The following is a 13949-nucleotide window of genomic DNA, read 5'->3' on the forward strand; positions in this document are numbered from 1 at the left end:
CTTAGGTTCACTAGTTTAGGAATAAATTTACAAAAAAATTAATTAATTGAATATCTTCTAGATTATTTTTACGAGGGTGTAGTTTCTGTGATCGAAGCGATGAAAGAAATTGGTGAGTATGCGCTCGAAAAAGAAAATAAAGATTTAAACGATTTTGTGTCAATTCTAGTTGAAAATCCTGCAAGCAATGAAACTTATAAACATGTATTTTGCATTAAGCTGGTTTCTTGCCAAAATAGTTTTGAGTTTAAAGAAATCGAACATCAGGAGTATTCAAAAGAGAAGATCGTAAAATATCTCTATAAGAGAGGGTCATCTAATGGTCCAGATATTACTCCTACTGCAAGAGTCACAGAAATCAAAAAAACCTTCTCTAACAAGATTATAGGCTGGTTTTCAAAGCCCTTGAAAGAAGCAAAGCCCATATTAGATGGTGAAGAAGTCCAATTTTTGGAGCTTCTTGGGAAGTGCATAAAAGAAAATGAAGAAATAATACTTTCTGAGCTTGAACCTAAAGTAAACTCAATCGATGCAAAGGAAAACTCGATATTAACCTTGGTTCTTGAAGAAAATGACTTCGTCAGATATGTCGGAGACTTTGAGGTATTTCGAAAAATCCTTAAAAACAATGGAGCTTCTAAATTTTACAGCAAATATGACATCATCTCTAAGGATGATGATAAAGTATGTTCTGTTTGCAAAACATATAAGGAAGTTTATGGTTTCGTTACGCCTTATGAATTCTATACCGTAGATAAGCGGGGATTTGTTAGTGGAGGATTTGACCAAAGTAAGGCATGGAGAAACAATCCCGTTTGTCTTGAATGTGCCTTAAAAATCACAGCCGGAAAAGAATATATTGAGAAATATATGTCTTTTGGTTTTTACGGATTTAATTTCCTCCTTATCCCTAAACTACTTAATAAAAGTACCAGCGAGGAAATTTTCGATATTTTTGAAAAGTTCAATGAAAAGAAATTTGCGTTTAATAAGGAATATAAAAATTTCTTGCAGGCCAATGAAAATGACATCCTTGAAATTCTAAGTGAGGCAGATGATTATCTTAATTTTAATTTTCAATTTTATGAAAAATCCAATTCTGCATATCGAATTCTTTTATATATCGAGGATGTTCTTCCTTCCAGACTAAGAGAGCTTTTCAACTCCAAAGAAATTGTTGACAAGAAAAAATTATTCCGCAATTATTCATCTGTCGATACCGAAACAAAATCAATTCAGTTCACGTTAGGTAATGTAAGGTGGTTTTTCCCAAATACTCTAGATGATCCTAATTTGAATAAATATTTTTTAGAAATAACAAATGGGATATTTACTGGAGCACCAATTGATTACAATTTTTTACTAAAGTATATCATGCAGCGTATTAGAAAAGATTTCAGGAATGGAAATCCCACAAGATATTCGCTATTTCTAGGATTCCAATTGTTAGATTTCTTAAATCAACTGCATTTGCTTGGAAATTATACAGGAGGTAAGTATGTGAATTCTAAGAATTTATCAGTTTTATTAAATGGTACAGTACCAGGCGAAAAGCATGGTTATGAAGAACGGACAAATGTTATCTTTTCGGAGTTTGAAAACTTTTTCGATACCGACGCAAAGAAAGCTGTTTTTTTGGAAGGTACGCTTGTCCAGTACCTACTAAATATTCAAAAGTTCCAGCGTGGAAGCACTCCTTTCAGAACTAAACTTAGGGGCCTGAATCTTGATGAACGTTATGTGAAAAGAATCTTCCCTGAGATCATAAATAAACTCGAAGAGTATGATGCTAATTATTACAAAGAATTAGAGACCCTTATAGCAAAGTACATGATTCAATCTGGCACTGATTGGAAAATGTCAAACGACGAAATCAGCTTCTATTTTGTTTTAGGTATGAATTTGTCAAATCTCTTAAAATCACCTAAATCTGAGGTGGAGATAGAAAATGACTGAAGTAAACAGACGATCTGAAATTGTATTTTTGTATGATATAAAAGATGGAAATCCAAACGGAGATCCACTTGATGATAACAAACCACGGATTGACGAAGAGACAGGAATAAATCTTGTAACAGATGTCAGGTTTAAGAGGACAATCCGTGATCATCTCTATAAGTTTAGAGGTAAGGAGATTTTTGTTAGGGAAATCTCGGATGAAAACGGTTCTATTCAAGATGCAAAAATGAGGGCAAGAGATTTTTTGACAATCGAAGAGCCTCTTGATTCATTCGAAACTGGTAAGAACAATATTAATGAAAATCTTTTGAATGATTGTATTGATGTTCGCTTATTCGGTGGCACTGTTCCCCTTGAACTTAAACTTAAGAAAGGAAAAGATACGGGTTCCATAACTCATACAGGTCCTGTACAGTTTAAGATCGGCAGGTCAATGCACAAAGTCTTCATAAAACATTTCCGCGGAACAGGAGCTTTTGCTTCAAAGGAAGGGGCCAGTCAGAAAACGTTCCGTGAAGAGGATTTCTTGCCTTACTCTTTGATAAGTTTTTACGGAATTATTAATGAAAACGCGGCAAAGGACACGAAGCTTTCAGAGGAAGATATAGATCTACTTCTTGATGGGATGTGGAATGGAACTAAAAACCTGATTTCCAGATCAAAAGTAGGCCAGGTTCCCCGCCTCTTGTTCAAAGTAAACTACAAAGAGGGGAATTATCACATCGGGGATTTGAACAACCTTTTCAGTCTAAAGTCTGATTTGATAGATGAAGAGATCAGGGACATTTCACAGATAAGGATTGAGGTCCAGAGGCTGGTTGAGGTATTGGGTAAAAGCAAAGATAAAATCGAAAATGCCCAGCTTTGCATGGATGGATCGATTGTGTTCACATATGGCGGAGAAGAGATCGACTTCGAAAAAAGCCTTATGGAAGCCGGGATAAATACTGAAATATTATCAATGTGAGCTAAGAACATGAAAGTATTAGTGTTCGATGTATGGGGAGAATTCGGTCATTTCCGAAAACACTATACTACAACTTCTCCCCTTACATATTCTATTCCTCCTAGAACGGCTATTGCAGGTATGATTGGTGCTATAGAAGGGTTTGGGAAAGATGAGTATCTGCAGTATTTCTCTAAAGAAAATGCAAATATTGCGGTGAAAATAAGCTGTCCTATTAAAAAGACTAGAATTGCAGAAAATCTAATAGACACCAAAATTGCCCCTATGATGAGCAGAATAAAGACCAGAACCCAGATAAGATTCGAAGTATTGAAAGATGTAAAATACAGGATTTATTTTTCTCATTCTTCGGAAGAAGTGTATAACAAACTTTATTCTATGTTAAAAGAACATAAGTCGGTGTATACTCTGTGCCTTGGTCTGAGCGAACATATTGCTAATTATGAATTCATAGGAGAAATGGAGGCTGTCAGTGAACTTTTAGATTCTGAAAGGGAAATCCATTCTGTAGTTCCTGAAAAAGAACTCATAAAAATCAGCTTTGAAGAAGGAAAAGAATATTTTTCAGAGACTATTCCAATAGAAATGCTTCCAAATAGGGAAGTTACAGAATATGGCAAAATTTTGTTTGAAAAAAACGCAAAATGCATCCTTGCGAATGTAAATAATCTCTGGAGGCTTGAGAATGGGGAAGGAATTATCTTCATGTGATTTCCATCTTCATTCCCATCCTGATAAAATACTATTTAGGCACCTATCCAATGTAGGAAATAAATCTATCTCGACCAGCAGGGAGAAAAGCTTATCACTGGAAAAGTTTGGGATTGATGAAAATATCTTTTCCAAAATCTCATTTCTTATAGGGATTTGTCATGATTTTGGAAAGGGAACGGATTATTTTCAGAGGTATCTTTTTGAAACAGATTTAGCCATACAGAGGAGTTTAAAAAATAAAAAAGAATACCACCATGGCCTTATCTCAGCTATTTTTACCTATTACATATTAGAAAAATATGTAGACTCACTTAATGATAAAAATATTTTGGAATATATTCCTACCATAGGGTATCTCATTGTAAAAAGGCATCATGGAAACTTAAAAGATGCTGAGGATGAAATCCGAGAACTAATAGATAAAGATGTTCTTGAGATTATTGATCTTCAAATAAAGTCATTAGACATAAGTGAATTGAAAACAGTATATGAAAAGTTACTCGATGGATACGATATTTCTTCTGACATCGATACTTTCTGCAATGAATATCGCTCTATTGCGGGCGAGATTTTAAAAAATAGAAGAAAACTCGTAAAATTACTCAAGGGAGAGCAGTTTACAGGTTATTATCTAATTACATTAACTCTTTACTCGATTCTTATAAATTCTGATAAGATAGATGCGTCTTCCATTGATGTTTCCAGTGAAATAGAAATTTCATCTGAACTTGTGGATATGTATATGGTAGAAAAAGGCTTCCACAATAACGAAAGTACAATCAATAAGATACGTAATGGGATTTACAAGGAAGTCACAGAAAATATTGAAAAACTTGACCTTGATAACAAAATATATTCGATAAGCGTTCCTACAGGTTCAGGTAAAACTCTGACATCACTTTCTTTCGCATTAAAATTGAAAGCAAGATTAAGAGAGGAAAAGAGAATCAAGGCAAAAATAATTTATTCTCTACCTTTTCTGAGTATCATAGATCAGAATTACGACGTTTTTGAAGGTGTTTTTAAAACAGTTGAGATAGCAAATCCTTCTGAGGATGTACTACTTAAACATCATCACCTTGCAGATATTTTTTACAGAACGCAAGACAACGAAGAATTTGAAGGGCTTAAAAGTTTATTTTTAATAGAGGGATGGAACTCTGAGATAATTGTTACCACTTTTGTCCAGTTTTTCCACACAATTGTATCCAATAAAAATCGCTCACTCAGGAAATTTCACACCATTGCGAATTCGATTGTAATACTTGATGAGGTCCAGTCAATTCCTCATAAGTACTGGCTACTGTTAAAACAGGTCATTTCGGGTTTTGCAAAATATTTTAATACATACTTCATTTTTGTGACAGCAACTCAACCTCTCATTTTTGATCCTGAAAAAGGGGAAATCATTGAGCTGGTGAAAAATAAAGATAAATATTTCAGAGAGTTTGATCGAGTTAAGTTGAAAATAAATCTGAGTTCAATAGGCATGAATGATTTCAAGGAAATAATTGAATCAGAAGTCAAAAAGAACCCAGAAAAGGACTTCTTATTTGTATTGAACACTATTAAATCTTCTCTAGAAGTTTTTAAACATTTAAAGAATTTAGAACTTGATAATAGTGATTATTATTATCTTTCTACTAACATTATCCCAAAAGAGAGGCTTAATAGAATTAAAAAAATCAAGGAGAAGTCGGAAAAAAGAAAAATTATCGTCAGCACTCAACTTATAGAAGCTGGAGTAGATATAGATGTGGATATTGTTTACAGGGATTTTGCCACAATTGACTCAATAAATCAAGTTTCTGGAAGATGTAACAGGAATTCTTCCAAAAGTTATCGAGGACAAGTAAATATTGTGGTTCTGAAAGATGAAAGGAAAGAATTCCATCGATATATATATTCGAGTTTTCTCATCGACAAAACAAAAGAAGTGTTGAAGGAATCTCCTTCGGAAATTTATGAAGAGGACTTGCTTTTTTTAAATAACAGTTACTTCAGAAAAGTTAAAGATACTTCAAGTGAAGACGAATCTAAGGAACTACTATCATACATAAATGAGCTTAAATTTAAAACCCTTACATCTGATTTCAGATTAATAGAAGATAAAGTAGGATACGAAAAAATAGATGTATTTGTTGAAATGGACGATGAGGCGGTTGAAACATGGAAAGAATACATCTTAATAAAATCTCTTAAAAATCCTCTGAATAGAAAAGAGAAATTCTTGGCGATCAGGAAAAAATTCAATGAATACATCATTTCCGTATCTAAAAATGACTTTTCCTGTGAAGAACCAGAGGATCTCAATATCGGATACATTCCTCTTGAACAAATAAAACATTATTATGATCCTGAAACCGGTTTTATCTTTAAATTAAAGCCCACCATGATGTGTGATTGACATGAAAGTCAAAACGCTAACTTTAACTCTTGTTCCTGACCGAAAAGTAGGAACAAACGCCTCAAAACTTCGAGGGTTTTTCGCTACCCGGTTTAATGAATATACACTTTTGCATCAACATAACTGTGATAAAGTAATTTACATGTATCCTTTAGTCCAATATAAAATTTTGAAAGGTATTCCTCTAGTTTTCGGAATAAATGAAGGTGTGGAAATTCTTCAGGAAATTTTCAACAAATACGAAAAAATCGAGTTAGATGAATCCACATATGAAATTCTGGAAAAAAAAGTATCTTTCAAAGAACAGGAATTCGGCCTTTCTGACAAATTCCATACCTACAGCTTTGAGACTCCCTGGTTTGCTTTGAACCAGGAAAATTTCACAGATAAGTACAAGAAAATAGGAACTAACGAACAAAAAGAACTCCTTAGAAAAACTCTCGTTGGAAATATTCTTTCCATGTCCAAATCCCTTGGCTACACTGTTCCGGGGCAAATCAAGTGTGAGACAAATCTGCGCCCCGGCTCTAGTAGAATGAAAGGAGTGGAAATTGCCACTTTTAAAGGAAAGTTTATGGTTAACTTCCTCATCCCTGACTATTTCGGCCTTGGAAAATCCGTATCTCGCGGTTTTGGGACGGTGAAAAGATGCAGCTTGTAATCAATACTCACGGCTCCTTCCTTAAAAAACAAAACAACTGTTTTCTTGTAAAAGTTGACGACAAAGTTTTCGAAGTTTCAGAAAAGAAAGTGGACAGTATCCTGATCACGACCTCTGCCACCATAACTACCGATGCAATCAAATTTGCGGTAGAAAACAATATCGATATCGTTTTTCTGGACAACTTCGGAGACCCTTATGGCAGAATCTGGCACTCAAAACTCGGGAGCACGACATACATCAGGAGAAGGCAGCTTGAGATTTCGGAAGAGCCCGAGGGATTCAGGCTTGCGAAAGGCTGGATAGAACAGAAGATCGACAGCCAGATACTTTTTTTGAAAGACCTCAAAAAGAACAGGCCTGAACAGAAGGATGAACTTGACGATTATATTTCTGGAATGGAAGATATGAAAGCGCAGCTTGAAGCCCTTGAGGGGACGCTTGACGAAATGCGAGGGAAGATCATGGGCCTTGAAGGGATGGCTTCTAGGCATTATTTTGAGGCTTTGAGTTATCTTCTGCCCGATAAATGGAAATTCAATGGCAGAAGCAGAAACCCTGCAAAGGACGAATTTAACTGCCTTTTGAATTATGGATATGGAGTTTTGTATTCAAGGGTTGAAAAAGCGTGCATTATAGCAGGGCTTGACCCTTATGTCGGTTTTAACCACACAGATGACTATAACAAAAAGTCGTTTGTTTTTGACCTTATTGAGATGTACCGCATCCATATTGACAGGACAGTTTTCAATCTTTTTTCGAAAAAACAGGTTTCAGACAGCTTTTTTGATGAGATCCCGAAAGGCATGACTCTTAATAAGGAGGGTAAAGCCGTCCTTATCCAGGCTGTCAATGAAACTTTTGATAAAGAAATAAGCTATAGGGGCAGGAACATAAAAATTGGGAACACTATCCAGTTCGACTGTCACAGGATTGCAAACAGCCTGATCGGGAAATAAAAGCTTTGACGTGATAAATTCGTGAAGCAGTAACGTAATGATCCAGATAATTAATGATTCAATATGATGATTCGATAAAAGTAAGAATGAGGTGATCAGATTTGCTTGTCTGGGTAATATACGATATTACGGAAAACAGGATTCGCCAGAAAGTTAGCGACTGCTGTAAGAATTATGGGCTTTATAGAGTTCAGAAAAGTGTATTTCTGGGAGACCTTAATTCAAATGATAGAGATTCCCTGGCGCTTGAGTGCGAAGAGCTGATCGACACCGAACATGATTCTGTATATATTTTTCCGATGGATGAGCAGTCATTCAAGAAAGTCCAGCTGCTCGGCCAGGCTTTCGATAAGGAGCTTGTCAGCGACGAAGTGATTACCAAATTCTTCTGAATTTTCTGAGGTACGTATGATCAATTATGAGTGTGTGATGAACGAGGGACAAGCTGAAATCTGTATCGAGAAAGATACAGACCTTGAAAAAAATCCCGAAGACGAAGATAGCACAGCCGTTGAGCCTGATTCTGAAAACGATTCCGGAACAATAATCCGAATTTCAGATGTTCTTGAATATCTGTTCTGCCCCCGCTTCATTTACTATATGTACTGCCTCGATATCCCCCAGCACGAAGAGAAAAGGTTTAAGGTTATCAAAGGCCGTGAAGTCCATGAAACAAGAAAACTCACAAATAGGGATTATGTGAGAAAGAAACTGAACTGCATAAGGAAAGAGAGCGACATTTTTATTGCTTCAAAGCAGCACCATATAAAAGGAATCGTTGATGAGGTACTATTTCTTGAAGATGGGACTGCTGCTCCTCTTGAGTACAAATTTGCCGAATATAAAGACAAAGTTTTTAAGACCTATAAGTTTCAGCTGGTTTTGCAGGCTCTTTTGATCCGGGAAAATTATAATATTGAAGTAAACCGCGCCTACCTCTGTTTTACCCGGAGCAACAGCCTGGTCAAAGAAATGGAGATTACCCCTTCTGATTTCAAAAAAGCCGAAAAAATAATCGAAGAAATACTCGATATCGTTCAAAAAGGCTTATATCCCAAGACATCCAGATCTTCTAGAAAATGCGTAGATTGCTGTTATCGGAATATCTGCGTATGAAGATGTTTTTCTTGTATTTATAAAGGGTTTGATAATTTTCCAACAAGAATTTTAGCCCCGAAAAAGGGCATATTTTAGGCCTTTTCTGGCCAAATAACGGAAATTTTTGCCCTATTCGAGAGCAAGATCCATTAAAACAAGGATTGAAACTCCGTTCTTATTTCTTTTCCACAATGCCCACAGTATTCGAGAGCAAGATCCATTAAAACAAGGATTGAAACTCTGGTCCTGGTCTGATCTTCCATCGCATCCAGTAAATTCGAGAGCAAGATCCATTAAAACAAGGATTGAAACAACCTCGTACACTCCCAGGAATTCGACCTCTACCAAAATTCGAGAGCAAGATCCATTAAAACAAGGATTGAAACAGATCAAGCCAGAAGCAAGACAGCTTCTAGCCAGATTCGAGAGCAAGATCCATTAAAACAAGGATTGAAACTTTCAAAAACAAAAAATCTTGGATGTACCATCGATGAATTCGAGAGCAAGATCCATTAAAACAAGGATTGAAACCAGAGTGTCCTGAGAGAAAACGCCCTTCTCATATGAAGGATTCGAGAGCAAGATCCATTAAAACAAGGATTGAAACTCATGGATGTTAATATAAGCGCAAGCGTCCGCCATATTCGAGAGCAAGATCCATTAAAACAAGGATTGAAACTTGAACCATTCTGCCAGAACTCCGATGATTTCAAATTCGAGAGCAAGATCCATTAAAACAAGGATTGAAACACAACTCGATATCTGTATCCTGATAGCGGGACCAAATTCGAGAGCAAGATCCATTAAAACAAGGATTGAAACGATCATCTTAACGTATTTACGAATGTTTCAAAAAAATTCGAGAGCAAGATCCATTAAAACAAGGATTGAAACAAACATCATTTAAGTGAAAACCGAAAAGAATGGAGAATTCGAGAGCAAGATCCATTAAAACAAGGATTGAAACATCCTCCAATGAAATAATTGCACTTGCAAATTCTATTCGAGAGCAAGATCCATTAAAACAAGGATTGAAACTTGCATCGATATCGACGGTAACTGCTTCTTTTTTTGATTCGAGAGCAAGATCCATTAAAACAAGGATTGAAACTTTTCTTTTTTCACAATAACAGCATGATATATATTATTCGAGAGCAAGATCCATTAAAACAAGGATTGAAACTGGATTTACCATAAGATTGCAGAAAAATTGTAGTATTCGAGAGCAAGATCCATTAAAACAAGGATTGAAACGCCAGCTTATGCCGAAAATAATAATATGATAGTGTAATTCGAGAGCAAGATCCATTAAAACAAGGATTGAAACGGCTTTTCGTCTGTACTTTACAACGAGTATAAGGTGATTCGAGAGCAAGATCCATTAAAACAAGGATTGAAACGTTTATAATGTGCTATCAGCCCGTTTTTTGGAATAATTCGAGAGCAAGATCCATTAAAACAAGGATTGAAACGTTCAACCACGCTTGACCACCTTCTTCAGATAGGATTCGAGAGCAAGATCCATTAAAACAAGGATTGAAACCCCAATGAAGGCATGTTTCATAAATTTGAAAAGAATTCGAGAGCAAGATCCATTAAAACAAGGATTGAAACTCGTGAAGCCTGGTAAACTGCATCAATACACAAGAATTCGAGAGCAAGATCCATTAAAACAAGGATTGAAACCATGTTTTGTAATTACTATCGAAAATGTAGTATCATTCGAGAGCAAGATCCATTAAAACAAGGATTGAAACTTGGAGCAGTGTAGTCTTTTAGGTCGTCCCTTACGATTCGAGAGCAAGATCCATTAAAACAAGGATTGAAACTGACAAAAACCGAAGACGTAATAAATTTAATAAAATTCGAGAGCAAGATCCATTAAAACAAGGATTGAAACCCTTGAGAATCCCTGAAATACTCTTAATCTGTTCGAATTCGAGAGCAAGATCCATTAAAACAAGGATTGAAACGTCCGATTCTTTTTTCACCTGGCAAATAATCGCTGTATTCGAGAGCAAGATCCATTAAAACAAGGATTGAAACGCCAACTGATGCCTATCGCTCTGGTAATTGGTGGAATTCGAGAGCAAGATCCATTAAAACAAGGATTGAAACAACTGGAACAGAGATGTAAAAAATGTGCCTAATATCGGATTCGAGAGCAAGATCCATTAAAACAAGGATTGAAACAATGTTCTGCCGTGAGTATTGCCGAGAAGTCGCCAAAAATTCGAGAGCAAGATCCATTAAAACAAGGATTGAAACTGTCTCTTCTCATGTCTTCCTCATCTCCTCGTGTTTATTCGAGAGCAAGATCCATTAAAACAAGGATTGAAACCGAAGGAGGAACTTGCTTTTGCGAAGGAGTATTATGAATTCGAGAGCAAGATCCATTAAAACAAGGATTGAAACTATAAATTGTTCTGGTAAATATCCTCACTCTTTATTCGAGAGCAAGATCCATTAAAACAAGGATTGAAACCATCTACGAATCTTCTGTGAAAAGTCTTCACCTGGATTCGAGAGCAAGATCCATTAAAACAAGGATTGAAACATCAAATCCAAGTCACAAACCTGACCCGCCGCATTATTCGAGAGCAAGATCCATTAAAACAAGGATTGAAACTCTCTTGGAGGTTCTGAGATTGAGACTAGTAAGGGATTCGAGAGCAAGATCCATTAAAACAAGGATTGAAACATTGCATTGCTCCATTTGTAGAAGAAGGTTCTTATATATTCGAGAGCAAGATCCATTAAAACAAGGATTGAAACTTGTGGTACCGTCTAAACCTTTCATTGTTGAATCACAATTCGAGAGCAAGATCCATTAAAACAAGGATTGAAACCTCCCCATTTCTCAGGAAGTCAGGAAGTCCATAGGATTCGAGAGCAAGATCCATTAAAACAAGGATTGAAACTTTTTCTTTTGTGGCTTGCTGGTGTGCATTTCTATATTCGAGAGCAAGATCCATTAAAACAAGGATTGAAACGAACAGTATTCAAGATCTCCACCAGGAGGTGAGACAATTCGAGAGCAAGATCCATTAAAACAAGGATTGAAACAAAATCACTTCGTTCTGTTCTGTAAGCTTTTCCTGATTCGAGAGCAAGATCCATTAAAACAAGGATTGAAACAATCATATCTATATCCACAACAACGAGGTAAATACTATTCGAGAGCAAGATCCATTAAAACAAGGATTGAAACTTCATTTCTGCGTATTTCTTACGACATCTGCATACAAGATTCGAGAGCAAGATCCATTAAAACAAGGATTGAAACACATCGTAAAGTTTGCTATGATTCCAACATGTCACGATTCGAGAGCAAGATCCATTAAAACAAGGATTGAAACAAAAATAATACGCTAATGCTCCAATTGCGCCGATTCCAATTCGAGAGCAAGATCCATTAAAACAAGGATTGAAACTCCCGCTATCAGTTTCGCCAGATAGTCCGAAGCCTCATTCGAGAGCAAGATCCATTAAAACAAGGATTGAAACTTTTGTAATGGGCTAACATCGAACCTGGTATATTGTAATTCGAGAGCAAGATCCATTAAAACAAGGATTGAAACACAGCGAACTTAAAGCTGTAACTGTAATCAAAAAGGATTCGAGAGCAAGATCCATTAAAACAAGGATTGAAACCACCGGCAGCAAAGAAGTCGGTTGCCCTGAGAAATTCGAGAGCAAGATCCATTAAAACAAGGATTGAAACATCTAACTCTAAATAGATTTTTGGCAAACTTTAATGTATATTTATTTATCATATTATAATATATTATAACAGAATATGTCTACAATAGCTATAGACCCGGATGTAAAAGAATCGCTTAGAGAGTTAAAGTTAGCTCCAGAAGAGTCTTATAATTCGGTAGTTAAGAGACTTATTAGCGAAGTTAAAAAGAAAGAAGACTATAAGCCTATGTTTCCAAAAGAAGAAAAACAAGAACATAAGGAATCTCGTATAAAAGATTTTAATGCTTGGTTAGAAAAGAAGCTGGTAGAAGATAAAAATATTTTAGATGCACTTGGAAGAAAGTGATGCTTTGATCAGTTTAATTGAAATTTTGAAAATTCATCAAAAGGTTATAGATTACGATAAATTTAAAGATCCAGATGATTATACCCCCGCAATACGTTCTTTAGCTACGTTGGAATTAATGTTTGAATATTTAATAAAAGAATCTAATACTATTTTCGAAAATGCAGCAATAATAGTCTATACTATTGTTGCAAAACATCCGTTTTTCAACGGAAACAAAAGAACTGGTTATGAAGCCATGAATTTTGTTATTGAAGATGCAGGATACAAGTTTACATCTACAGATAAAGAGATGATAGAATTCATAATTAGAGTAGCTACAACAGAAAATGAAATGTCAATTGAAGAAATAAAAGAATGGATAATTCGACATACGGAAAGAACATGATAACATAGAATCAAAGAGATGTACAGAGCAACAATTAATTATTCAACAGCATAATCCACTAAAACAGGATTGAAATAATATTTTAATGTCTACTCTTAGAGGAATGACAGCTGAACAAATCATAGACATCTGAAATTTATGAAAACTCAGCTGAACATTTCAATAATGAAATTCTTGAAAAATAGCATCAGGAACAACAATTCAATAACAAATAAATATCATCGAATTAATAATGACAGAGGTGATGTTTTGTGAGAACAAAAGAATTTCTTGTAATAATTGAAAAAAGTGAAAACGGTGGATATGTAGCTTTTGTTCCAGATTTGCCTGGATGTCATACACAAGGGGATACATTGGAAGATGTAAGAAAATATATTAAAGATGCAATTCAGCTTTATCTCGAAGTTGAATCAGATTATTTGAATGAAGAACCTACAAAATTTGTGAGTGCAGAGATGATGCAGGTTGAAATATGACAAAAATAAAACCACTTTCAAATAAAAAGGTAATTAAAGCACTTGAGAAAGTTGGTTTTCAACCTATTCGACAAACAGGTAGTCATTTATTTATGAAAAATCCAGATGGTAGAACTACCATTATACCAATTCATTCAAAAGAAATTAAAGTTGAAATTATTAACGCAATTTTAAAAGAAGCGAAAATTTCAAGAGAAGAATGGATTGAATTAGTTAAAAATTTAATACTTTTTTAGAGAAATTCGCGAGCAAGATCCACTAAAACAAGA

The 13949-nt window shown here is 35.3% G+C and carries 12 protein-coding genes and 1 CRISPR repeat array; all 12 genes read left to right on the top strand.

The window, feature by feature from the left end; translation table 11 throughout:
- Window positions 1-87 precede the first annotated feature (87 nt).
- The 12 genes from MSHOH_RS04490 to MSHOH_RS04545 all read left to right on the top strand — a co-directional run bounded on the left by MSHOH_RS04490 (window position 88) and on the right by MSHOH_RS04545 (window position 13916).
- On the top strand, window positions 88-1956 hold the full coding sequence (locus tag MSHOH_RS04490; protein WP_048137716.1) for a TIGR02556 family CRISPR-associated protein: 1869 nt from the start codon (window positions 88-90) through the stop codon (window positions 1954-1956).
- The gene (gene cas7b / locus MSHOH_RS04495) at window positions 1949-2926 is read left to right on the top strand and encodes a type I-B CRISPR-associated protein Cas7/Csh2 (RefSeq protein WP_048137717.1); all 978 of its coding nucleotides are present in this window, start codon (window positions 1949-1951) and stop codon (window positions 2924-2926) included. Before MSHOH_RS04490 ends, cas7b begins: the two co-directional genes overlap by 8 nt.
- Before the next feature lie 9 nt (window positions 2927-2935).
- Window positions 2936-3637 carry a type I-B CRISPR-associated protein Cas5b gene (gene cas5b, locus MSHOH_RS04500; RefSeq protein WP_048137719.1) on the top strand — a complete coding sequence of 234 codons (702 nt, stop codon included), beginning with the start codon at window positions 2936-2938 and terminating at the stop codon, window positions 3635-3637.
- Window positions 3612-6047 (top strand): CRISPR-associated helicase/endonuclease Cas3, encoded by a 2436-nt coding sequence (locus MSHOH_RS04505; protein WP_048137720.1) that lies wholly within the window; start codon window positions 3612-3614, stop codon window positions 6045-6047. The genes cas5b and MSHOH_RS04505 overlap by 26 nt, the downstream gene beginning before the upstream one ends.
- Before the next feature lies 1 nt (window position 6048).
- Entirely contained in the window at window positions 6049-6708 is a 660-nt protein-coding gene (locus MSHOH_RS04510; RefSeq protein WP_048137722.1) for a CRISPR-associated endonuclease Cas6, read from the top strand.
- Window positions 6696-7667: a CRISPR-associated endonuclease Cas1 gene (gene cas1, locus MSHOH_RS04515; protein WP_048137724.1), complete on the top strand. Its 972-nt coding sequence runs from the start codon at window positions 6696-6698 to the stop codon at window positions 7665-7667. Before MSHOH_RS04510 ends, cas1 begins: the two co-directional genes overlap by 13 nt.
- Window positions 7668-7768: 101 nt before the next feature.
- Window positions 7769-8059, top strand: coding sequence for a CRISPR-associated endonuclease Cas2 (cas2, locus tag MSHOH_RS04520; RefSeq protein ID WP_048137726.1), 291 nt, complete (start codon window positions 7769-7771; stop codon window positions 8057-8059).
- A gap of 16 nt (window positions 8060-8075) precedes the next feature.
- Window positions 8076-8783, top strand: a complete 708-nt coding sequence (cas4, locus tag MSHOH_RS04525) for a CRISPR-associated protein Cas4 (protein WP_239451214.1) — start codon at window positions 8076-8078, stop codon at window positions 8781-8783.
- Window positions 8784-8896: 113 nt separating this feature from the next.
- Window positions 8897-12489: direct repeats of the CRISPR family, unit length 37 nt; unit sequence ATTCGAGAGCAAGATCCATTAAAACAAGGATTGAAAC.
- A 75-nt stretch (window positions 12490-12564) separates the two neighbouring features.
- Window positions 12565-12816, top strand: a complete 252-nt coding sequence (locus MSHOH_RS04530; RefSeq protein ID WP_048137728.1) for a DUF7557 family protein — start codon at window positions 12565-12567, stop codon at window positions 12814-12816.
- Window positions 12803-13204, top strand: a complete 402-nt coding sequence (locus MSHOH_RS04535) for a type II toxin-antitoxin system death-on-curing family toxin (RefSeq protein WP_048143177.1) — start codon at window positions 12803-12805, stop codon at window positions 13202-13204. Before MSHOH_RS04530 ends, MSHOH_RS04535 begins: the two co-directional genes overlap by 14 nt.
- 251 nt (window positions 13205-13455) lie before the next feature.
- The gene (locus MSHOH_RS04540) at window positions 13456-13680 is read left to right on the top strand and encodes a type II toxin-antitoxin system HicB family antitoxin (RefSeq protein WP_048137730.1); all 225 of its coding nucleotides are present in this window, start codon (window positions 13456-13458) and stop codon (window positions 13678-13680) included.
- Entirely contained in the window at window positions 13677-13916 is a 240-nt protein-coding gene (locus MSHOH_RS04545; RefSeq protein WP_048137732.1) for a type II toxin-antitoxin system HicA family toxin, read from the top strand. The genes MSHOH_RS04540 and MSHOH_RS04545 overlap by 4 nt, the downstream gene beginning before the upstream one ends.
- Window positions 13917-13949 lie beyond the last annotated feature (33 nt).

Source organism: Methanosarcina horonobensis HB-1 = JCM 15518, from assembly GCF_000970285.1.
GTDB classification, from domain to species: Archaea; Halobacteriota; Methanosarcinia; order Methanosarcinales; family Methanosarcinaceae; genus Methanosarcina; species Methanosarcina horonobensis.

What these genes read in the sequence shown, in the direction of transcription:
- MSHOH_RS04510 (WP_048137722.1), top strand. Translation starts at nt 6,049, where the DNA reads ATGAAAGTCAAAACGCTAACTTTAACTCTTGTTCCTGACCGAAAAGTA.
- cas1 (WP_048137724.1), top strand. Translation starts at nt 6,696, where the DNA reads ATGCAGCTTGTAATCAATACTCACGGCTCCTTCCTTAAAAAACAAAAC.
- MSHOH_RS04530 (WP_048137728.1), top strand. Translation starts at nt 12,565, where the DNA reads ATGTCTACAATAGCTATAGACCCGGATGTAAAAGAATCGCTTAGAGAG.
- cas7b (WP_048137717.1), top strand. Translation starts at nt 1,949, where the DNA reads ATGACTGAAGTAAACAGACGATCTGAAATTGTATTTTTGTATGATATA.
- MSHOH_RS04545 (WP_048137732.1), top strand. Translation starts at nt 13,677, where the DNA reads ATGACAAAAATAAAACCACTTTCAAATAAAAAGGTAATTAAAGCACTT.
- cas5b (WP_048137719.1), top strand. Translation starts at nt 2,936, where the DNA reads ATGAAAGTATTAGTGTTCGATGTATGGGGAGAATTCGGTCATTTCCGA.
- MSHOH_RS04505 (WP_048137720.1), top strand. Translation starts at nt 3,612, where the DNA reads ATGGGGAAGGAATTATCTTCATGTGATTTCCATCTTCATTCCCATCCT.
- cas4 (WP_239451214.1), top strand. Translation starts at nt 8,076, where the DNA reads ATGATCAATTATGAGTGTGTGATGAACGAGGGACAAGCTGAAATCTGT.